Source organism: Saonia sp., assembly GCF_056326165.1.
Genome location: NZ_JBWFBN010000006.1, coordinates 80,416 through 102,176, shown reverse-complemented (window position 1 = coordinate 102,176; position 21,761 = coordinate 80,416). Strand labels below are relative to the sequence as shown.

Here is a 21,761-nt window from a genome sequence, read left to right as displayed (position 1 = left end):
AAACAAACCGTTATCAAAAAACTGAATCACTTATACATTTGTATTATAATTTTAAAGGTGGTAATGTTATGAGCGGAATAGGAAAAAAAATAAAAGAAATAAGAAGGCGTAAAGGGTTTTCTCAAGAAGAGTTAGCAGAGAATGCCAAAGTTAATTTAAGAACCATTCAGCGCATTGAAAATGACGAAAGTGAACCTAGAGGTGCAACTTTAAATTTAATTTGCGAGGCTCTGGATATAAATGCAGATGCCATTTATGATTATGGTAAAATAGAAGACAAAGGATATCATTTACTATTACACCTATCAGTTCTTTCTTATGGGTTTATTCCTTTGGGCAATATTCTAATTCCTTTAGCCCTTTGGGTTTCTAAAAAGGAAAAAATAATTGGAGTAAACTCATTAGGTGCCAATATTATAAATTTTCAAATATTATGGACAGCCTTTATATTCATTTTTTTTATCACTTCCATGATTACCCAAAAACCATTTCTCTTATTTATAGTAGTACTTATGATGCTCATCAACATATTATTTCCAATTGCATTAGGTATTGCGGCTTACAAAGGTAGAGACTCATACTACCCATCTTTAATTAAGTTTATAAGGGAATGAATAGGCCAACTTAATTCTACAATTAAATTTAATTTGGTAACTAATTAGGTGCAGGGTCGTCTTATCTTCAAAACCATCATTTAAAAAAATGAAAACAATCAAAAAAACAGGAAGGCTTGCCGGCCTTCTTTATTTCGCAGTTGTAGTAACCGGGATATTTGCCTTAATGTATATTCCTTCCAAAATAATTGTATGGAATAATCCCTCTGCTACTTATTCAAATTTATTATTGCATGAAAGTCTTTTTAGATTAGGCATTATATTAAGTTTAATTTGCTACTTATTTTTCCTTTTCGTGCCAATAGTGCTGTACAAAATATTTTCTCCTGTTGACAAAACTATGGCAACAATAATGGTTGTTTTGGCTGTCTTTGGTGTTCCCATAGCATTTCTTAACATGGCCAACTATTATGAAATAATATCTCTCATTGGAAATCCTGAGTATCTTGATATATTTGGAAAAACACAAATACAAAATCAAATAATGCTTAAACTAAACTCTCATAGTAGTGGCTACTTAATCGCTCAAGTATTTTGGGGACTATGGTTATTTCCCTTGGGTTATTTAATTTATAAATCGGGTTTAATACCAAAAATTTTGGGAGCTTTTTTAATGGCAGGTAGTATTATGTACTTCATAGATTTTGTTGGCAAGACTATGTTGCCTAATTATTATGAATTAGCAATTTCATCTTACATTCTTATTCCAGCAAGTATTGGGGAAATTGGCACATGTCTGTGGCTTCTAATTATGGGGGTCAGAGATAAAAATCTTACTTAACCAAATCGAACATTCTGGTATACTTAATAATAAAGCTATTGTTCAAAGGGTCACCATCTCGTAAATTATAGTTGTATACCACAAACAGTCCTGTATTGGCGCGTTGCAACCACCCAAAACGCATGTTTATTGCCCATAGTTTATCGGTGGTATTATTTTGTACCAAACTCTGTAAATAAATATTGGGTGCAAAGGAATAGGACAACTGGCTTCTAAAAATATTGGCAGTAAAATCTCCTACTGGCAAACGATATTCATTATTAATGTACGTAAATGCAGCATTGAACTTGTCACCAGACCTTAACCTAAGTGTACCGCTGTGCACATATCTATTACCCCCAAAAGAACCTCCTATAACAGACCTTAGATTAAAAGAAATGGCTTTACTCTCATTAGTCAATAAAACCATTTGTGATTCTACATGGTCATAAACTCCAGGTTGCACAAATATTCCGTCCGATATTTCAAAGGCATCCAATACACCTTCGGTTCTAAGGTTCATCCCTGTATGGACTTCAAAACCACTCTTAAACTCCCAATGATTGTCCAAATGCACAAAACTGGTTTCTTTAAATCCATCAAAATTAAAATAGCTATTGTAAGATACATGAGGCCGTAACTCTAAAATTTTGGAGTCTTCATTTTTAGGTCGATAATGGTACATAACCCTAGCCTCTGGCTTTCTAAAAGAAGAACGGAGCAAAAACCCAACTTCTGGATTAAAGCCCTCGCCCACTTCTGTGTAAGCCCCACTAACTTCCCAATTGTTCCATACATAATTGGCCTGCATTTTAAATGCATGTTCATTAATGGTATCATTGGGACCAGCAGTTTGTGCATAAAATCCAGACAACCTAGCTTTTCTTCCTAATCCCAGTTTTCCATCTATAGCATAAGTTCTATTAAAATCGTCATCTGTACCATCTCCTATCCCAGAACGATTCACTAGTGCAACTCCTAATGCAGAACGCCCTTTAAATTCATGGTTTACTCGTGCCACAGTAAAGTTATTCTTAGCAATATTAGCTTCTTCCACATCATCAGTAAACATGGTCAATAAACCAACATTGGTTTTATTTAATTTGCCAGATAAACGTGCGCCACCAATTATTGGAACAATATTTCCCTCTTCCCCAATACCAATACGCCTACTAAAAAATAAATCTACCTCTCCAGGGCTACCAACACTAAAAAGGCCAGCGTTTTCCAAAAAGAAAGGTCGCTTCTCTGGAAAAAACAAATTGAACCTATCAAGATTCACTTGCTGCTCATCTACCTCAACCTGAGCAAAATCCGTATTGTAAGTTAAATCCAAGGTCAAACTCGGAGTGATACTATATTTAATGTCCCCACCTACTTCTGGAGTAAAATCGGTTTTAGGGTCCACAGCTTCAAAATCTTTAGCTAATTGCCCCAACACATATGGAATCACTTTTAAATTTCCTGGAGTTCTTAAATCCAATCCCGTAAGCGTACCTGCTAAGGATAATCGATTTAAATTAAGTCCAATTGGAATTTGCGACCAATAAACCACTTCATTGCTCTTTCTTATATTTCTTCTAAAATTTATTCCCCAATCTTTCCCAGCTTGAAATCTAAGTGTACGTAATGGAATAGCAAATTCTGCACTCCAACCATAATCTCCTACATTGGTCTTTACTTCCCAAGATCCATCCCAGTTCAAATTAAAACCTCCTATAGTACCACCCTGCTGTCTATTAACATTAAAATTTCCCTGTCCTTCATTATCTACCTGCGCATCATACTCCACACCAATAGAGTTAGTGCCAAAAATAAATCCGTTTTGACCATCCTTATAAGTGTCCATAATAAAAATAAAGGCATCTGTATTTTCTAAATCCGCATCTCGGCGTGCATCAGAAACCACCAATCCATTTGGCTGAGTATCATAGCAAACAACAGATAGATAAAAAGTTTGTGAAGTATAGGCAATTCGTATTTCAGTTTTCTCACTGGCAGGTAGTCCAAAATTGGGCTGTGTTTGTACCAAATCCCCAAAAGGCATTATGGCTTGCCAAACTGGATCGTTTAAAACATCTCCGTCAATAGATGGTTCATTTTCAATAGCTACTGCATTTGTTGTTGGTCTAGTAGTGTTCATGGAAACTGTAGTTCCTTGCCCTATACAGAACAATGGAAAACACAAAATCCATAGGAATTTCATTTTGGTTTTGGATGTGGTCATTTTCAATTGGTTTCTTCCACTAAGATACCATTTGTATTAATATCTCAGCCTGTTGATTCAAAAATGTAATTGGTCTTTAATTAGACTCTTCATAATACCAATAGTTTAATGTGAAAAAGCTTTAACACTTTAAAAAAAATGGTAACTTTCATTTATAAAAGCAGCACTCATGAAAAATCTCTTTTTTAGCCTCTTAGCACTTCTTTTTATTTATCAAATTAAAGCACAAGAAACTTTAATCGGTTTTACAACTGAAAATGCAAAAAATCAGCTCGCTTTGGAAGCAAAATTTGATACCAAGCTTTCTGCTGAAAATTTGGAAGAGTGGATGAAACTTATGGCTGCCAAACCTCACTATGTTGGAACAGAATATGGAAAGAAAAATGCAGAATGGATAGCCAAACAATTTAAATCTTGGGGATATGAAACCAAGACAGACACCTACCATGTACTCTTTCCTTATCCAAAAATTCGGGTATTGGAACTCACTTCCCCCACAACCTATACAGCAAAATTAACAGCCGTTCCTGTTGAGGGCGATTCTTATACTGCCCAAGGAGATGATCTTTTACCAAGCTACAATGCTTTTTCTACCGATGGAGATGTAGAAGCGGAATTGGTTTTTGTCAACTATGGTATTCCAAGTGATTATGAGGAATTGGAAAAATTGGGAATTGATGTTAAGGGTAAAATTGTTATAGCCAAATATGCTGGGTCATGGCGTGGTATAAAACCAAAATTAGCCGCAGAAAAAGGAGCCATTGGTTGTATTATTTACTCTGACCCAAAAGATGATGGTTACGTACGCGGAGATGTATACCCAAAAGGAGCCTTTAAAAATAAAACTGGTGTTCAAAGAGGGTCAGTCATGGATATGCCCACCTACCCTGGAGATGTACTTACACCAGGTTATGGTGCTACAAAAGATGCTAAAAGATTAGAAATAAAAGATGCTCCCACAATTACCAAAATACCAGTCTTGCCAATTTCTTATGAGGATGCTCAACCCTTATTAGAGGCTTTGGATGGTATGGTTGCGCCAGCTTCTTGGAAAGGTGGATTGCCCATAACTTATCATATTGGACCTGGACCTGCAAAAGTTCATTTAAAGTTAGAATTTGATTGGCAGCTAAAACCTGCATATAATGTAATAGCAACAATGAAAGGTTCTGAGTTTCCAGACCAATGGGTAATGCGTGGTAATCATCATGATGCATGGGTGCATGGTGCTGCAGACCCAGTAAGCGGGATGGTTGCACTTATGGAAGAAGCTCGTGCCGTTGGTGAATTGGCCAACACTGGCAACAAACCCAAAAGAACTATAGTTTACTGTGCTTGGGATGCAGAGGAACCAGGACTTATTGGTTCTACAGAATGGGTAGAGGACCATAAACAAGAATTACAGAACAAGGTAGTGGCATATATTAATACCGATGGCAATGGTAGAGGGTTTTTAGGAGCTGGTGGTTCACACTCTTTACAGGCTATGGTAGGTGAAGTAGCGCAAGCAGTAACTGACCCCCAAAAAGGAGTTTCCATTCATGATAGAAGAATTGCAGTAAATATGGTAAATGGGGGTAATGATAAATTTGATTTGTATGCTTTAGGTTCTGGTTCAGATTATACCCCTTTTATTCAACATGCTGGCATAGCCGCCCTTAATCTAGGTTTTGGTGGAGAAAATGCAGGTGGAGAATATCATACCATTTATGACACTTATGCTCATTACAAGCGCTTTAAAGACCCCGAATTTGCTTACGGAATAACCTTAGCAAAAACTGCAGGTCGTATTGTTCTTCGTATGGCCAATGCAGATGTTCTGCCCCTTGAGTTCAAACAATGGCACTCTACTATCAACATGTATCTTGATCAGATAATGAAAGGCTGTGAGACTATGAGAACTAATGTAGCTAAACATAACAAATTGTTGGATAAAAACGCTTATGAATTAGCAGCTGACCCAACAAAGCCTTTTGTTCAACCAAAAAGAAAAGAGAGAATTCCACATTTGGATTTTACTCCCTTGCAAAATATTATGGATGAAATCAAAACAACTGTTAACCAATTTTCATCCAAAGATTTTACAGAGCTTTCAAAAAATAAATTAACGGAATTAAATAAACTGCTCATGCAGTCTGAACATGTTTTGACTAGTGAAACTGGACTTCCAAGAAGGTCATGGTACAAGCACCAAATTTATGCCCCTGGGTTTTATACAGGTTATGGTGTAAAAACATTACCTGGAGTACGAGAAGCTATTGAACAAAAAAACTGGAAAGAAGCTCAAGAGCAAATTACCCTTTTGGCAGAAACCCTAAAAAACTTTGACAAGCACATAAAAAGTATGGTTGCGTTATGAGTATAAAAAAACTACAGGTTTCAACTGGTTATGTTTTTTTGACTGTATTTGCCATTTTCATTGGTTTGTATCCAATTGTTTTTACCATGCTCCCGGCTGACCAGTCTCTTTTGAGCTCCAAGACTGCAACTCTAGTTGCCAACAATGCCTACCTCTTTGCATTCTATACCCACATCTTTCTAGGTGGATTGGCATTATTATCAGGATTTTCACAGTTCTTTAAAAAATTGAGAAAAAAAAGATTGAATCTACATAGAGTTCTGGGTAAAATCTATGTGTTTTCAGTACTACTAAGTGGTATTGCAGGATTGGTTATTGCCTTTTTTGCCACGGGAGGTATCATTTCGGTATTTGGGTTTTGCATTTTGGCAATACTTTGGTTATACACCACCGCGATGGCGTACCTAACCATAAAACGAAAAGACATAAATTCACACCAAAGATGGATGATTCGCAGTTATGCACTTTGTTTTGCTGCCGTAACATTGCGGATATATTTACCTATATTTCTTGCAGGTTTTAAATTGGAATTTATCCCTGCCTATAGAATTATTGCTTGGTTATGTTGGGTTCCTAATATTTTAATAGCTGAATTTTTTATTGTTCGAAGACTAAAAACTAGCTTATAATCATAAGATAAATTGATTATCTTGCCTTTACCAAGCCATCTAAAATGAAAAGAAGAAAATTCTTCCTTTTAACTGCTTCTGGAGCTACTATTATAGCCATACCTAGTTGGTATTATTTTAGACAAAAAAATAAAGCTGATAATACTTTACTCTCTAAACCTCAACAACTTAAATCCATATGGGATAACACTACACTATTAGAAATTGGAAAATTATACTTAGAACAAAATCCCGAGGAAAATAAGGAACAGACACTCACTAAATTAATATCCAATAGTGTTACCTCAAATAAATCAGATTTGAATAAGGTTATTCAGGATGATTATACTTCTGGAAGAATGATTATGGTTGACGGTTGGTTTTTATCAATTACCGAAGCTCGCCAATGTGCTCTTTATTATTTAAAACAAACTAATTCCTAACCATGCATATTGATGCCAGACATCTTGAAAACAATTCAGTGATAGAAGGTGACATATGTATTATTGGTGCAGGAGCGGCAGGAATAAGCATTGCATTAGATTGGATGGATTCCCCCCATAAAGTTATTCTCTTGGAAGGTGGTGGTTTTGAATATGATGATAAAGTCCAAGAGCTATATTCGGGCAAAACTACCGGGCAAAAATACTACCCACTTAAATCTAGCAGATTACATTATTTTGGAGGTACTACTGGACATTGGGCAGGAATGTGTTCTCCTTTTGATGATGTGGATTTTAAAAAAAGGGATTGGGTCCCAGATAGTGGTTGGCCCATTACAAAAAAAGACATGGGCCCCTTTTATGCAAAGGCACATAAACCTTTACAACTTGGTCCATATAACTATGAATATGATTATTGGAACAAAGAACTTCCAGATTTAAACCCATTTCCATTGGACAAAAAAGTGGTCTGGAATAAAATGTGGCAATTTAGTCAGGCTCGCTTTGGGCAATTGTACAATAAAACGATTATCGATTCAAAAAATATACAGCTATATACTTATGCCAATGTGGTTGATATTTTGACCCATGAAAATGTATCTAAAGTTAAAGAAGTAACCGTAAAAAATCATCAAGGAAAAACACATAAAGTAAGAGCTACACATTTTATTTTGGCATGTGGCGCTATTCAAAATGCCCGACTTCTACTTGCATCCAACTCCCAAGCACCACAAGGATTGGGTAATGACAATGATGTAGTAGGTCGTTATTTTATGGAGCATTTGGAGGTAGCATCAGCAGAATTATGGTTGTTCAAAAGGTTTCCGACCGACTTATATAGGTGGCATTATGGAATAACAAAGTCCAGTGCAGAATTGGCCTTGACTGAAGAAGTTCAAACAAAAGAAAAGATTTTAAATGGTACAGTTTCCTTAAGTCGACTTACCCTTGCCAAAAACCTTAAGCCTAAAATGGAAACTTGGCAAAATGAAGACCCACGGAAAAGCAGGGAAAAACTTAATGAGAGTTACGACAATGCTGGAGAAGCATCAAAAGAAGAAAAAGGAAGTATTAGAAAGGCTTTTCAATTAAATACTCGCATAGAACAAGCGCCCAATCCTAATTCCCGAGTTACGCTTTCAAAAGAAAAAGATACCCTGGGGGTACCTAAAACCCAACTACATTGGGAACTGACGTCTTTGGACAAAAGAAGCATTAGAACCATTTATCATATTTTAGGACGACAAGTGGGCATTGCCGGAATTGGTCGAATTAAATTGAATGAGTTCTTAAGAGACCCCTATGATGATACGTTCCCAGATAGTACCAATGCTGGATGGCATCATATGGGTGCCACAAGAATGAGCAATGACCCCAAAAAAGGGGTTGTGGATTCCAATTGCAAAATTCATGGTATTAGTAATTTATTTGTTGCTGGATCTGCCTGCTTTACAACGTCTGGAGCTCCAAATCCTACATTGACTTTAGTAGCATTATCATTACGATTATCACAGCACATAAAGGATAAATTGAACAGTTTTAAATTAAGATAAATTATCTATCTTGTTATGCTCCATTCTTTTACTGATAAAAGTGGAGTGCTAACTAACCAAAAAATCAAACCATCATGACAAAACAATCCAGAAGAAAATTTATCTATGCCATTTTAAGTGGTGTGGGAATTCTAGCATTACTGGCATGGATATTTAGGCGGCCTATTCTCATGAAAACTTTATATGCTGCAGATTTTGACTCTAATTTGCTTTCTCATGCTCCGTCAGACATGGACGCCGCTTGTATTCTAACTTCTGAACAAACGGAAGGTCCTTTTTTTTATCCTTCGCCCGAGCGTAGTGACATCACAGAAGATAAACAAGGTAAGCCGTTTAATTTACGCCTTCAAGTAATCAGACAACCAGATTGCACCCCCTTGGCAAATGCCGTGGTAGATATTTGGCATTGTGATGCCGAAGGAGTTTATAGTGGCTATCCAGAAGAAATTTCACACGATGTATGGAAGGGTTATTTGTTTGAAGAAGAACATGGTAAGATAGTCAACGGACAATTTCATGTAGACCCAATAAACGACAATCGATTTTTACGAGGAAGACAAAAAACCAATGCGGATGGTTGGGTTTCTTTCAATACTATTTTTCCCGGTTGGTATGATGGTAGAGTACCCCACATTCATGCAAAAATATATGTTGATGAAGTTGAACAATTGACCACTCAATTTTATTTTGAAAACGAAACCTGTAATACCATTTACACCACATTAGAACCTTACGTAAAATATGGTAAAGCGTCGATACAGTTTAAAGATGATATTGCTTTGGATATGTATGATGAAGCTAATGGATTAATTTTAACTACAAAAGGTCCTTTAAATGACAATAGCGCCTTAGTGGCAACTGCAAAAATTGGAATAAAAGAAGCTTGAAAAAATTTATTACAACTAGCAAAATGAAAACCAAACTAATACTTGTACTTATGGCAACACCTTTTGCCCTACTCGCACAACAAAAAACAATTGGTGAACTAATTGTAGAAGACTCAAAATTCTATGACCTTATAGATGAAAATGCCAAAATTGAAGTTCTAGCAGAAGGCTTTACTTGGGCAGAAGGTCCTGTTTGGATTAAAGAAGGGGAATTTATTCTCTTTTCCGATGTTCCTGAAAACACCATTTTTAAATGGAAGGAAGGCGAAGGCTTAAGTACGTTCTTAAAACCTTCTGGTTATACAGGCATTTTGCCTTATAGTTTTGAACCGGGAAGTAATGGTTTAATCATAAACAATGATGGTGAACTGGTGGCATGCGAACATGGAGACCGTCGTGTTACACGTATGCCTATCAACGGTGGTGGTGGAAAATTCCCTGTGGCAGATACATGGCAAGGCAAACGTTTTAACAGTCCAAACGATTTAGTACAAGCTTCTAACGGTACATATTATTTCACGGACCCTCCTTATGGATTGCCAGATAGGGAAAATGCACCTACCAGAGAAATTGACTTATTTGGGGTCTATAAAGTGGATGCTTCTGGCAATGTTGATATTGCCATTCAAAACTTAAATAGACCCAATGGTGTAGCCTTATCACCTGACGAAAGTATTTTATATGTGGCGCAATCAGACCCAGATGCGGCATATATTATGGCTTATGATATTTTACCCAATGGCGAATTGGAAAAAGGCAAATTGCTTTTTGACGCTACTTCCATGGTAAAAACAGGCTTAAAAGGTTTGCCAGATGGACTTAAAACAGACAAGAATGGCAACATTTTTACCACAGGTCCAGGAGGCATATTGATACTTTCTCCAGAAGGAAAGTTACTAGGCAGAATAGATACAGGAGAAGCAACTGCCAATGTTAATTGGGGTAATGATGGTTCTGTTCTTTACATTACTGCTGATATGTATCTCTGCAGAATACAAACCAAAACGGTTGGTAAAGGGTTTTAACACTTGCTAAATAAAGACGTGCCAATATTCAATAAATTGGGCGACATTTCTCTAAAAAATTAACCAAAACAAATGGAATTTCTAAACCAACTTTTAAACATTGACCCAAACCATATTATTATAGGTTTACTAGTATTGTTCTTTACTCTAGAACAAGTTTTAAAAAATCCTTTTTCTTTTAAGAAAAGAGGGCAACATCTTTTTCAAAATATTTTGTTTCAGATAACACTTGTTCTTTTAAATATTTTCTGCATTACCATTGTTGTTTATAGCATTGAATTGTTAAACACTAATGAAATAGGTCTTTTATATCTAATAGAATTACCCTTTTGGATTAAACTTATTATTAGTGTTATGTTCTATGATGTAACTACTTATTGGATACATAGAGCATCCCATAAAGTTCCTATACTATGGAGACTGCATAGGGTACACCATAGTGACACAACTATGGATTCTTCCACAGTATTTAGGTTTCATCCTTTAGAGTTAATTCTAATTTATCAAACAGGAAATATTGTAACTGCTGCTATATTTGGTACTGACTTGTTTTCTATGGCTCTATACTATTTTGTCCTTTACATTTTTTTCTTTTTTGAGCATGCAAACTTTAAATATCCTGAATGGATAAATTCTACCTTTGGATTACTGTTTGTAATGCCAAACCATCATAGGGTACATCATCAGCAAGAGCAAAAATATACGGACTCAAATTATGCGGATATTTTTATTATTTGGGACCGCATTTTTGGCACTTATAAAGAGATGCCTGTTGAAGAAATGAAATATGGTTTAGTGGAATTTGAAGAAGATAATAAACAGACCTTTTTATATTTAATGAAAAGCCCATTTATAGCTATAAAAAGAATAAAATCTGATGATATAGACTAACAATTAGTCCATAGGTTTTTTTAATTACAAAAAGTGAAAAAATTGTAGTTAAACCATTCATAAACCTCTTTTCCCTTCGAGTTCATTTTCTTACTTTTATAAACCTTAAAAAATAACTAACAATACCATCAAATGAAAGTAGCATCTGTACTGCGTTACCCCCTATCCTTTCTTATTTTATTCTCAATCGTTTTAGCTTGTGACAGCACACCAAAAATTCCAACAGAAATTCCACTTACCAAAGTAGAAGATTCAGTGAATGGTTTACTTGCCGCCAAAGAAGCTAGAGCAAATATTTCGCCTATTATAGCGGAAGGTTTAACACTTACCTTGTGGGCATCAGATTCTTTAGCTCCGGACCCTATTGCTATGGACATAGATGATGAAGGTCGTGTATATATTACACGTACCAATAGGCAAAAAAATTCTGAGTTTGATATTAGACCTTACCAAGATTGGATGATTCCTTCCATTGGTTTTCAATCAGTAGAAGACCGTCGTGCTTTTTTGCATGAGACTTTTGCACCAGAAAAAAGTGAAGAAAATTCTTGGCTAAAAGATTTAAACAAAGATTCCATTCATGATTGGCGTGATTTCCTTATTGAAAAGGAAGAAGTGTGGATGTTAGAAGATAAAAACAAGGATGGCCTTGCCGATGTTTCTACCCGGGTAGTAAACGATTTTAACACAGAAATTACCGATGTTGCAGGAGCTCTTTTGGTAAGAGACAATGATATGTTTGTGGGTGCTGGTCCAGATATGTGGCGTTTAACGGACACCAATGGAGATTTGGTAATGGATACTAAGACTTCATTGGCACATGGCTTTGCCGTACATATTGGTTTTAGTGGTCACGGAATGTCTGGTGCTATTGAAGGTCCAGATGGCAAAATTTATTGGGGAATTGGTGATATTGGTGCCAACCTTACCGTAGATGGTGTAAACCATAAATACCCAAACCAAGGAGTGATAGTACGTGCTAATCCTGATGGTTCTGATTTTGAAATTTTTGCTCGAGGACTTCGTAATACGCACGAGTTTGTTTTTGATGAGTATGGTAATATTATCTCCTCAGATAATGACGGCGACCATCGTGGCGAAAGTGAGCGTTTGGTTTATATTGTTGAAGGAGCAGATGCAGGATGGAGAAGTAACTGGCAGTACGGAAAGTATGTGGACTCAAAAAACAATGGCTATAAGGTTTGGATGGATGAAAAATTATACACACCAAGATGGGAAGGTCAGGCTGCCTATATAATTCCTCCTATTGCAAATTTTCACAATGGTCCAACGGGTATGGTTTACAATCCTGGAACAGCTTTGGGAAAAGACTGGTTAAACAAATTCTTTTTGGTTGAGTTTGTTGGCGACCCAAGTCTCTCGCACATTTGGTCCTTTGATTTAAAACCTAGCGGAGCTGGTTTTGAACTGAATAATGATGACAATATGATTAGTGGCATTCTACCAACTGGTTTGGAGTTTGGTCCTGATGGTGCCTTATACGCTGCGGATTGGATAAACGGATGGGGCACTAATAATGCAGGCCGTGTTTGGAAATTAGATGTTGCTGATGATAAAAACGACTTAGAAGCAGAACGTAAAGAAACCAAACGTCTCATGGCTTTGGATTATAGCGACCAATCCAATGATGAGTTAGTGGCACTTTTAAGCTATCCGGATATGCGTATTCGTCAAAAAGCACAGTTTCAATTGGCAAAAAGCACCTTTTGGGGCTACAGAGCTTTAAAAAATGTACTGACAGAAGAAACAAATCAACTCGCAAAAATCCATGCCATTTGGGGCATTGGACAAATTGCCAGGAAAAATGCGGGCAAAGCAGAACCTCTAATGGCACTATTACAAGACCAAGATGCAGAAATAGTTGCTCAGGCTGCTAAAATATTAGGTGATGTAAAATACATAGAAGCAGGCTCTGCTCTAATTCCTTTATTAAAGCATAAAAATGACCGCGTTAAATTCTTTACTGCTCAAGCTTTAGGAAGAATAGAACATAATGCCGCTATACAACCATTATTAAATATGGTTGTTGCCAATGCAGACAAAGATGTATATCTAAGGCATGCAGCGGTACTGGCTTTAAGCCGTATTGGAGCAGAATCAGAAACTGCTGCTTTAGCTACTAATGAAAACCGAAGCCTTAGGATTGCTGCCGTATTGGTATTGCGCAGATTACAAAGCCCACTTGTAGCACAATTTTTAAATGATACAGATGAATATATTGTAACTGAAGCTGCAAGGGCCATTAACGATGATTGGTCTATTAAAGAAGCCTTACCGGCCTTGGCAGAATTGTTGAATCAAAATAAATTTACTTCAGAACCTTTAATGCGTAGAGCCATAAATGCAGCCTTACGTGTAGGTGAAGACAAACAACTAAATAATCTTATTGCTTATGCAAAAAGAACAGATGTTCCTAGTGTATTAAGAGGTGAGGCATTAGCCACTATTGGCACATGGGCATCGCCATCAACATTGGATAGGGTAACTGGGCGTTTTAGAGGCGAAGTTACAAGAGATGCAAATTTGGTAAAACAAAAAATTGAAGCTGATATTCCTTCTTTCCTTGCCGATAAAGACCCCGATATTCTTGTTGGTGTTTCTAAAATCTTAAGTGCTTTAGGAATTGAAAGCTATAATGATCAGTTGCATAAAATAATGACGAGCCATAAAACACCCGAAGTACGTGGTGCCATGTTAGCTGCTTTAGGCGGATTAAATTATGCCAATATTGAAAATTCCATGAAAGTGGGAATGCAAGATGAAAACTGGCGTGTACGGGCTGCTGCAGTTGGACTTATTAGTGAATTGGATATTTCTAAAGAAAAACTACCTGCCATTGTAAACCCAGTATTCAGAAGAGGTTCTACTGGAGAACAACAACGTTTACTTAGTGTATTGGGTGAAATGCCAACTGAAAAAAGTAGTGACGTACTTAGCAGTTTAATCTCCCAAGCAAATAGAAACCAGTTGCAACAAGGAGTACTGCTAGATTTAATTGAAGCTGTTGAAGCTACAGAATCTGCACCTTTAATTGCACAATTGGGCACCATAAAAAAGAGTGGGCAAACGGCAGACGCTTACCAAGAAACTTTAGAAGGTGGCCGTAGATGGCAAGGAATGCAAGTATTTACCAACAACCCTACAGCACAATGTGTACGTTGCCATGCGGTAGGCGGTACTGGTGGTAAAGTAGGTCCTGAGCTAGACAACATTGGTAACATCCTAAACAAAGAGCAGCTATTAGAAGCATTAATAGAACCGGGAAAACGTTTAGCGCCTGGCTATGGTAGTGTATCACTCACCTTAAAAGATGGGCAAGTAGTTACAGGTATTTTAGAAGAAGAAACACAAGGGCAAATAACGTTACGTACCAGTGACGCAGAACCTTTAGTAGTGGCAACTTCTAGGATAGATAAAAGAATGAACCACCCTTCTGGAATGCCAGCAATGGGTCTTTTAATTGAACGAAGAGAATTACGTGATTTAATTGAATACTTGTCTACATTGAAGGTAGAAAATAAACGTGAGGCTATGTCGCATTGATTTAAAACACTAAATATGGTAACTAGTTACTATATTACAAATGTTGGCTACAAGAAAATTCAAATAAATAACAGCAATGCGAATACTATTTACAGGAGGTTCTGGAAAAGCAGGAAAGCATATAATTCCTTACCTGTTAGACCAAGGACATAGCGTACTAAATGTAGATTTAACGCCTTTAGATTACCCAGGGGTAGATAATCTAATAGCAGATATTACAGACTCTGGGCAAATGTTTAACGCTATGAGTTCCTACACGGGCTTGCATGAATTGGAACTAGGTAATGGCATACCAAAGTTTGATGCCGTTATACATTTTGCAGCTGTACCCAGAATTTTAATAAAACCAGATAACGAAACTTTTCGAGTCAATACAATTGGTACATATAATGTAATTGAATCGGCGGTTAAACTTGGGATTGAAAAAATCATTATTGCATCATCTGAAACCACCTATGGAATTTGTTTTGCAGATGGAGAAACCGACCCAAAAGTACTGCCTTTAGAAGAAGATTATGAAGTTGACCCTATGGATAGTTATGGATTGTCTAAGGTGGTAAATGAGAAAACAGCACAAAGTTTTCAACTACGCTCAGGTTTTGATATTTATGCATTACGTATCGGAAATGTGATTGAACCTCATGAATACACCGAACTGTTCCCTCATTATTTTAAGAAACCTGAAGTACGCCGTAGAAATGCTTTTTGTTACATAGATGCTCGCGATTTGGGTCAGATTGTAGATTTATGCTTGCAAAAAGACGGGCTTGGTTATCAGGTTTTTAATGCAGGTAACGACCACAATGGTGCCGTTCTGACAAATAAAGAATTAATTGAAAAGTTCTTCCCCAATGTACCAATTTCTAGAGAATTGGAAGAACACGAAGCTTTGTTTTCAAATAAAAAAATCCGTGAAGTTTTGGGCTTTAAAGAACAACACAACTGGCGCAACTATTTAAAATGGGACTAAGGTCATGAAATTGCCTCATTCTTTTCTCCATCGCAATGACGAAACGTATTAAATAGTCCAAATATTCTCTCCATTATATGGAAGACAGCCATTGTAATTTCCCGGAATTGGGTCGTACCTCAAATGGTTTTTTCCAATTTCTTCAGAAGTAAAATAGCCCGTAAGTGTAAACTGTTTTACTCTTCGGTAAAAATCCAAGGTCGGTTGTGCCTCTAACTTGCTTCCCCAAACCGTGGGCACAAAGGTATTGGTCTCTTCTCCTACTTTTTTTAGTACCTCGGCACGTTCTTCATTGTCCATTTTTAAGAAAGACTTGCCATACAATTCCTCACATGTAGCAGTGAATTTTTCATATCCTTCTAAAACATGTTCTTTATCTTCTGGAGACAGCGTTTTCTCAAACATCAAATCCACAAAAATATCAACTTTTAAATCTTTGGCACCAGGCGTTTCGGTACGTGGTAGAATCATTTCAGTAATTTCGGAAACTACTAGCGCTTGTTCTGGCGTAAAAAATTGCGGTGTCCAATCCAATCGGTTCTGACTTTGACAAGATTGTAACATGGTTGTAAGTGTTCCACTAGAAAGTGTTGCTCCAACCAACATGGCTGTATTTTTAAGTGCTTTTCTTCTATCCATAACTTACAGATTTTGTTTTTTTAATTCTTCAATGGCATGATTCGCAGCCCGTGCCGTAATTGCCATATAGGTCAATGATGGGTTTACACAAGAGCTCGATGTCATACAAGCGCCATCTGTCACAAAAACGTTCTTGGCAGCGTGTACTTGGTTAAAACCATTAAGAACCGATGTTTTGGGGTCGCGCCCCATACGGGCCGTTCCCATTTCGTGTACCCCATGCCCTGGAGGGCTTTTACTATCAAAAGCCATAATATTTTTAAAACCGGCCTTTTCTAACATAATGGCTGCATCATCTTTTATTTGTTTGTTCATAGCAAGTTCATTCTCTTTAAACTCCGCATCAATTGCCAAAGTGGATAAGCCCCATTTGTCCTTTACATCATGGTTAAGGGTCACCATGTTTTCATGGGTCGGCAAACATTCTGCAAAACCAGTCAAGAACATTCCCCAACCTCCTGGTTTAAACAAATTATCCTTAAAATCGGCACCAAAGTCATTGTTGTTTACCCCCGAGCCCCAACCAGAGCGACCAGCTCCTCCTTGGTAGCCGAAACCTCTTAAAAATTTATCCGACTTGGTTTTTTCATCCAAATTCACATAACGTGGAATATAAATTCCGTTAGGTCTACGACCTGAATAATAGTTGTCTTCAAAACCTTCAATACCTCCCATAGCTCCCACTTTGTATGTGTGGTCCATAAGATTATGGCCCAATTCACCACTATCGTTTCCAAATCCATTGGGAAAACGGTTAGAAGTTGAATTCAAGAATATAGAAGTTGTACTCAGGGTCGAGGCATTTGTAAATATAATTTTAGCGTAAAATTCTATTTCTTCATTGGTCTCGGCATCTATGACACGTACGCCTGTTGCTTTTTCTTTTTTCTCATCGTATATTATGGAAGACACAATAGAATGTGGTCGCAACGTCATATTCCCGGTAGCCTCAGCAGCCGGTAATGTTACAGCCATACTGCTAAAATAAGCTCCGTATGGACAGCCACGAGAACAGCGATTTCTGTACTGGCATTGTCCACGTCCATTAAGCGGTTGAGTTAAATGGGCAACCCGACCAATAATCAAATGCCTGTCAAAATTTTCTTCAATTTTTTGTTTGGTATGTTTTTCCACACAATTGAGTTCCATTGGAGGTAGAAAATGACTATCTGGTAAATGTGGTAACCCTAACGCTTCTCCAGAAATTCCAGCAAATTTTTCTACATAAGTATACCATGGCTCTATGTCTTTATAGCGAATGGGCCAATCCACGCCATGACCATCTTTGGCATTGGCTTCAAAATCCAAATCGCTCCAACGGTAGGTTTGTTTCCCCCAAAGCATGGAACGCCCACCCACTTGGTGACCACGCATCCAAACAAATGGTTTTACTTCGGTATATGGATTATCGGCATCATTGGCCGTAAAATGTTTGTTATCTGCTCCTGCCCAACCCACTTCAGAAAACACACGATGCTTTTTTTGTTCTTCATGAGTAAGTGCCCCTCGTAGTTCATAATCCCAAGCTTCATCATTCATTGTAGAATAATCTTGTAGATGCTTTACATCCCTTCCTTTTTCAAGAACCAAGGTTTTTAGTCCACCTTCACAGAGTTCTTTTGCAGCCCAACCACCACTAATGCCCGAGCCAATAACTATTGCATCGTAAGTGTTCTCTTTTTTAGCTTCAATATTTAAATATGCCATTAATAATTTTGATTTCTTTTCTGCTTTTCAAGATAAGAAATTAAAAGGCATTTATTTATAAAAGTTATTCATCGAAAAACATATACTATTTCAGAACATTTAAAGTTTTAATACTCATAAGATTAAACCAGCAATCTATTAGCTAGTCTAATCTTTATAAAAACCCAAAACACCTGCTATGAAAAATATACTTTGGATATTTGCCTGTGTGCTTACCATTCTATCTTGTAGTTCATCAGATGACAATGCTCCTATTGAGCCAAATGAAGAATCTGAGCAAGAAACTGAACCAATAGTAAGCAATTTAGATGGACCCATTTCTAAACCGACCTCTGGGTACGGAGTTGATGGTTCTCTAACAGTAACCAAAACCATTTTCACAAACCCATTATATGAAGATAAAGATGTGGAGGTTTTTCATCCATCCGATATGACTTCTGCACTTCCTACCCTTTTTTATTCGCATCCCTATGGCGGAAATGATAGTAGTCGCTTGGATGGGCTTTTTAACTTTGTAGCCAGCAAAGGGTATGTATTGGTCTTTGTACCCTACCCAACCCTGGCCCCTTCCGTTGATGACCGTTACGATATTCTTTGGGCAGGTTTTGAAAAAGCTGTGAACGATTACCCAAATCTCATTGACACCAAAAAAGTAGGCTTTATTGGGCATTCCTTTGGTGGTGGGGCATCTTTTGGATTGGGACATAAGGGCTTTGTTGAAATGGGCTGGGGTGAAGATGGACGTTTTATTTATAGCAATGCCCCGTGGTACGCCTACCAACTGACAGAAATGCAATTGACAAGTTTTCCCGAAAACACAAAACTGATTGTGCAAGTATTCGAAGATGATGAAGCCAATGACCATAGAATGGCGATTGATTATTTTGAAAACATAAACATTGCCAATAGTGAAAAGGATTACATTATGGTACAATCTGATGAAATAGATGGGTACAGTTATACTGCGGACCACAATCTACCAAATAGCGTAATTTTTGATGCCTATGATTATTATGGTATATACCGTTTGTTAGATGCCTTAATTGATTATTCTTTTAACGGCAATACTTCCGCTAAAAATGTGGCGCTGGGGAATGGTTCAGATATTCAAATTGCCATGCCCTCGTTTAATGGTGAAACCTTAGTGCCTTTATTTGTTACAGATAATCCTTCACCGGTCAATGAACAAGATTTTTATACATTTCCTTGTAACGATGCGCTTAACCCAAGAAGTGTGAATTGTGAATAGTTAAAGTTTGGAAATTGTTTTCTTAGCCTCTTCAAACTCTTTCATCATATCCGCCACAATTTGGGCGGCAGGTTTTATATCATGGATGAGAGCGGAAACCTGCCCTATTTCCAATTCGCCATTTTCCATATCGCCTTCAAACATGCCTTTTTTTGCCCGGCCTCGCCCCAGTAATTCTCTTAATTCTTCAACTGAAGCTCCCTTTGCATATGCCCTTTGCACCTCATCATAAAACTTGTTCTTTATCAATCTAACGGGTGCCAATTCTTTTAATGTCAATTTTGTATCACCCTCTCCAGCCTGTACAACCTTTTGTTTAAACAAATCATGTGAAGAAGCTTCATAACTGGCCACAAACCGACTCCCAACCTGTACGCCATCCGCTCCCAAAACCATTACCGCCAACATGGATTTTCCTGATGCTATACCACCAGCAGCAATAATTGGAATCTTAATCTTTTCTTTTACTGCTGGAATCAAAGTCAAAGTTGTAGTCTCATCACGACCATTATGACCACCAGCCTCAAAACCTTCGGCAACTATGGCATCTACACCTGCCTGTTGTGCTTTTTCTGCAAATTTTACACTGCTCACTACATGAACAACTGTGATACCTTTTTCTTTTAAAAAGGATGTCCAAGTCTTTGGATTTCCAGCAGACGTAAACACTATTTTAACCCTCATTTCAATAATTATATCCATCAATTTTTCAATATCCGGATACAACATGGGCACATTTACTCCAAAAGGTTTATTAGTAGCTTTTTTACATTTTTGAATGTGTTCTCGCAATACCTCAGGATACATACTACCAGCTCCCAGAAGTCCCAATCCACCAGCATTGGAAACTGCCGATGCCAATCGCCAACCACTGTTCCAAACCATTCCCCCTTGGATGATAGGATATTTAATATTGAAGAGTTGTGTAATTCTGTTTTGCATGTTTTTGTCATTCCTGCGAAGGCAAGGATTTATAAATTGTTACTATATAAATGGATTCCTCTATAAGCAGGAATGACAATTCTTGTTTTAAGAAATAACTCCTGAACCTATTAACTCATCATCTAGATACCAAGCGACAAATTGACCCTCTGTAATTGCTGATTGTTTTTCTTTAAAATCTACATAAAGGCCTGCATCAACTTTATAAATAGTTGCTTTACATAAAGCTTGGCGATAACGAATACGTGCCATAACCTCCATAACCCCATCAACATCCAAAGCCATATCTGGTCTTACCCAATGCAATTCTTCATTACTAACAAATAATGTTCTACGGTACAACCCAGGATGTTCCTTTCCTTGGCCTGTATAAATTACATTTTTATCAACATCGGTATCTATAACAAACAATGGTTCCTTGGTACCACCTACAGCTAATCCTTTTCGTTGTCCTTTTGTAAAATAATGTGCTCCTTGGTGCTCCCCAAGCACTTTACCGTCTTCTATATGATATTCAGGTTTTTCAGAAAAATAAGCCAGTTCTTCATTCTTTGAATTAAACACAGGAACCGCTTTCTGATAATATTCCAAATCAGAAGGAACCTCAACTATTACTCCTCTTTTTGGTTTTAGTTTTTGCTGCAAAAAGTCTGGCAGACGTACTTTTCCAATAAAACATAAGCCCTGAGAATCTTTTTTATCCGCCGTGATCAAGTTATTTTCAGCAGCAATTTTACGCACATCAGGTTTTTGCAGTTCTCCAATAGGAAACAATGTTTTTGCCAATTGTTGTTGTGATAGTTGGCATAAAAAATAAGACTGGTCTTTATTCTCATCCGCACCTGCAAGTAATTGGTAGGTTTCAGAACCATCCCCATTTGTAATAGTTCCCTTTCTACAATAATGGCCCGTAGCCACAAAATCTGCACCCAATTGCAATGCAATTTTCATAAAGACATCAAACTTTATTTCGCGATTACATAGCACATCAGGATTAGGAGTTCTTCCTTTTTCATATTCATTGAACATATAGTCCACAATACGTTCTTTGTACTCGGCACTTAAATCCACCGTTTGGAAAGGAATTCCCAATTTCTCAGCTACTATCAAAGCGTCATTACTATCATCTAACCATGGGCACTCATCAGAAATGGTAACGGAATCATCGTGCCAATTTTTCATAAAAAGGCCAATAACATCATACCCTTGCTCTTTAAGAAGGTATGCCGCCACACTGGAATCTACTCCACCTGAAAGTCCAACAACTACTTTTTTCATTTTTTATAAACTGGGTACAAAAATACAAAATAATCGCCCCATAAT

General features: G+C 37.3%; 17 protein-coding genes. 12 read left to right on the top strand and 5 right to left on the bottom strand.

The window, feature by feature from the left end; genetic code table 11:
- The first annotated feature begins 68 nt into the window (after positions 1-68).
- Together AC000W_RS07415 and AC000W_RS07410 are read left to right on the top strand one after the other, a co-directional pair.
- Positions 69-614 (top strand): magnetosome magnetite crystal formation protein family, encoded by a 546-nt coding sequence (locus AC000W_RS07415; RefSeq protein ID WP_474747255.1) that lies wholly within the window; start codon positions 69-71, stop codon positions 612-614.
- 88 nt (positions 615-702) lie between these two features.
- Positions 703-1,395, top strand: a complete 693-nt coding sequence (locus AC000W_RS07410; RefSeq protein WP_474747254.1) for a DUF4386 domain-containing protein — start codon at positions 703-705, stop codon at positions 1,393-1,395.
- Here AC000W_RS07410 and AC000W_RS07405 read toward each other — a convergent pair.
- Positions 1,388-3,601: a DUF5916 domain-containing protein gene (locus AC000W_RS07405; RefSeq protein WP_474747253.1), complete on the bottom strand. Its 2,214-nt coding sequence runs from the start codon at positions 3,599-3,601 to the stop codon at positions 1,388-1,390. The two genes, AC000W_RS07410 and AC000W_RS07405, sit on opposite strands and share 8 nt — an antisense overlap.
- Before the next feature lie 169 nt (positions 3,602-3,770).
- Between AC000W_RS07405 and AC000W_RS07400 the strand changes: the two genes are divergently transcribed.
- The 9 genes from AC000W_RS07400 to AC000W_RS07360 all read left to right on the top strand — a co-directional run bounded on the left by AC000W_RS07400 (position 3,771) and on the right by AC000W_RS07360 (position 15,901).
- The gene (locus AC000W_RS07400; RefSeq protein ID WP_474747252.1) at positions 3,771-5,960 is read left to right on the top strand and encodes a M28 family metallopeptidase; all 2,190 of its coding nucleotides are present in this window, start codon (positions 3,771-3,773) and stop codon (positions 5,958-5,960) included.
- Positions 5,957-6,589, top strand: a complete 633-nt coding sequence (locus tag AC000W_RS07395) for a DUF2306 domain-containing protein (protein WP_474747251.1) — start codon at positions 5,957-5,959, stop codon at positions 6,587-6,589. The genes AC000W_RS07400 and AC000W_RS07395 overlap by 4 nt, the downstream gene beginning before the upstream one ends.
- A gap of 44 nt (positions 6,590-6,633) precedes the next feature.
- Positions 6,634-7,011 (top strand): hypothetical protein, encoded by a 378-nt coding sequence (locus AC000W_RS07390; RefSeq protein WP_474747250.1) that lies wholly within the window; start codon positions 6,634-6,636, stop codon positions 7,009-7,011.
- A gap of 2 nt (positions 7,012-7,013) precedes the next feature.
- Complete coding sequence (locus AC000W_RS07385; protein WP_474747248.1) at positions 7,014-8,564, top strand: FAD-dependent oxidoreductase; 1,551 nt, start codon at positions 7,014-7,016, stop codon at positions 8,562-8,564.
- Between the two features lie 74 nt (positions 8,565-8,638).
- Positions 8,639-9,451 (top strand): dioxygenase family protein, encoded by an 813-nt coding sequence (locus AC000W_RS07380; protein WP_474747247.1) that lies wholly within the window; start codon positions 8,639-8,641, stop codon positions 9,449-9,451.
- A 23-nt stretch (positions 9,452-9,474) separates the two neighbouring features.
- Complete coding sequence (locus AC000W_RS07375) at positions 9,475-10,476, top strand: SMP-30/gluconolactonase/LRE family protein (protein ID WP_474747246.1); 1,002 nt, start codon at positions 9,475-9,477, stop codon at positions 10,474-10,476.
- A gap of 72 nt (positions 10,477-10,548) precedes the next feature.
- Positions 10,549-11,367, top strand: coding sequence for a sterol desaturase family protein (locus AC000W_RS07370; RefSeq protein WP_474747245.1), 819 nt, complete (start codon positions 10,549-10,551; stop codon positions 11,365-11,367).
- A 132-nt stretch (positions 11,368-11,499) separates the two neighbouring features.
- Positions 11,500-14,931 (top strand): HEAT repeat domain-containing protein, encoded by a 3,432-nt coding sequence (locus tag AC000W_RS07365; RefSeq protein ID WP_474747244.1) that lies wholly within the window; start codon positions 11,500-11,502, stop codon positions 14,929-14,931.
- A gap of 76 nt (positions 14,932-15,007) precedes the next feature.
- Positions 15,008-15,901 carry an NAD-dependent epimerase/dehydratase family protein gene (locus AC000W_RS07360; protein ID WP_474747242.1) on the top strand — a complete coding sequence of 298 codons (894 nt, stop codon included), beginning with the start codon at positions 15,008-15,010 and terminating at the stop codon, positions 15,899-15,901.
- 48 nt (positions 15,902-15,949) lie between these two features.
- Here the strand turns inward: AC000W_RS07360 and AC000W_RS07355 are convergent, their stop codons facing one another.
- Positions 15,950-16,540, bottom strand: coding sequence for a gluconate 2-dehydrogenase subunit 3 family protein (locus AC000W_RS07355; RefSeq protein WP_474747241.1), 591 nt, complete (start codon positions 16,538-16,540; stop codon positions 15,950-15,952).
- 3 nt (positions 16,541-16,543) lie between these two features.
- Positions 16,544-18,247 (bottom strand): GMC oxidoreductase, encoded by a 1,704-nt coding sequence (locus AC000W_RS07350; protein ID WP_474747240.1) that lies wholly within the window; start codon positions 18,245-18,247, stop codon positions 16,544-16,546.
- A 178-nt stretch (positions 18,248-18,425) separates the two neighbouring features.
- Here AC000W_RS07350 and AC000W_RS07345 point away from each other — a divergent pair, with 178 nt between their 5' ends.
- Positions 18,426-19,496, top strand: coding sequence for an alpha/beta hydrolase family protein (locus AC000W_RS07345; RefSeq protein ID WP_474747239.1), 1,071 nt, complete (start codon positions 18,426-18,428; stop codon positions 19,494-19,496).
- Here AC000W_RS07345 and AC000W_RS07340 read toward each other — a convergent pair whose 3' ends face one another.
- Both AC000W_RS07340 and mnmA read right to left on the bottom strand, forming a co-directional pair.
- A complete protein-coding gene (locus tag AC000W_RS07340; protein WP_474747238.1) occupies positions 19,497-20,438 on the bottom strand; it encodes an NAD(P)H-dependent flavin oxidoreductase in 942 nt (313 codons plus the stop codon).
- A gap of 87 nt (positions 20,439-20,525) precedes the next feature.
- The gene (gene mnmA / locus AC000W_RS07335; RefSeq protein ID WP_474747236.1) at positions 20,526-21,716 is read right to left on the bottom strand and encodes a tRNA 2-thiouridine(34) synthase MnmA; all 1,191 of its coding nucleotides are present in this window, start codon (positions 21,714-21,716) and stop codon (positions 20,526-20,528) included.
- Positions 21,717-21,761: the final 45 nt, after the last annotated feature.

What these genes read in the sequence shown, in the direction of transcription:
- AC000W_RS07375 (WP_474747246.1), top strand. Translation starts at nt 9,475, where the DNA reads ATGAAAACCAAACTAATACTTGTACTTATGGCAACACCTTTTGCCCTA.
- AC000W_RS07345 (WP_474747239.1), top strand. Translation starts at nt 18,426, where the DNA reads ATGAAAAATATACTTTGGATATTTGCCTGTGTGCTTACCATTCTATCT.
- AC000W_RS07405 (WP_474747253.1), bottom strand. Translation starts at nt 3,601, where the DNA reads ATGACCACATCCAAAACCAAAATGAAATTCCTATGGATTTTGTGTTTT.
- AC000W_RS07385 (WP_474747248.1), top strand. Translation starts at nt 7,014, where the DNA reads ATGCATATTGATGCCAGACATCTTGAAAACAATTCAGTGATAGAAGGT.
- AC000W_RS07390 (WP_474747250.1), top strand. Translation starts at nt 6,634, where the DNA reads ATGAAAAGAAGAAAATTCTTCCTTTTAACTGCTTCTGGAGCTACTATT.
- AC000W_RS07395 (WP_474747251.1), top strand. Translation starts at nt 5,957, where the DNA reads ATGAGTATAAAAAAACTACAGGTTTCAACTGGTTATGTTTTTTTGACT.
- AC000W_RS07365 (WP_474747244.1), top strand. Translation starts at nt 11,500, where the DNA reads ATGAAAGTAGCATCTGTACTGCGTTACCCCCTATCCTTTCTTATTTTA.
- AC000W_RS07340 (WP_474747238.1), bottom strand. Translation starts at nt 20,438, where the DNA reads ATGCAAAACAGAATTACACAACTCTTCAATATTAAATATCCTATCATC.
- AC000W_RS07400 (WP_474747252.1), top strand. Translation starts at nt 3,771, where the DNA reads ATGAAAAATCTCTTTTTTAGCCTCTTAGCACTTCTTTTTATTTATCAA.
- AC000W_RS07360 (WP_474747242.1), top strand. Translation starts at nt 15,008, where the DNA reads ATGCGAATACTATTTACAGGAGGTTCTGGAAAAGCAGGAAAGCATATA.
- AC000W_RS07355 (WP_474747241.1), bottom strand. Translation starts at nt 16,540, where the DNA reads ATGGATAGAAGAAAAGCACTTAAAAATACAGCCATGTTGGTTGGAGCA.
- AC000W_RS07415 (WP_474747255.1), top strand. Translation starts at nt 69, where the DNA reads ATGAGCGGAATAGGAAAAAAAATAAAAGAAATAAGAAGGCGTAAAGGG.
- AC000W_RS07350 (WP_474747240.1), bottom strand. Translation starts at nt 18,247, where the DNA reads ATGGCATATTTAAATATTGAAGCTAAAAAAGAGAACACTTACGATGCA.
- AC000W_RS07410 (WP_474747254.1), top strand. Translation starts at nt 703, where the DNA reads ATGAAAACAATCAAAAAAACAGGAAGGCTTGCCGGCCTTCTTTATTTC.
- mnmA (WP_474747236.1), bottom strand. Translation starts at nt 21,716, where the DNA reads ATGAAAAAAGTAGTTGTTGGACTTTCAGGTGGAGTAGATTCCAGTGTG.
- AC000W_RS07380 (WP_474747247.1), top strand. Translation starts at nt 8,639, where the DNA reads ATGACAAAACAATCCAGAAGAAAATTTATCTATGCCATTTTAAGTGGT.
- AC000W_RS07370 (WP_474747245.1), top strand. Translation starts at nt 10,549, where the DNA reads ATGGAATTTCTAAACCAACTTTTAAACATTGACCCAAACCATATTATT.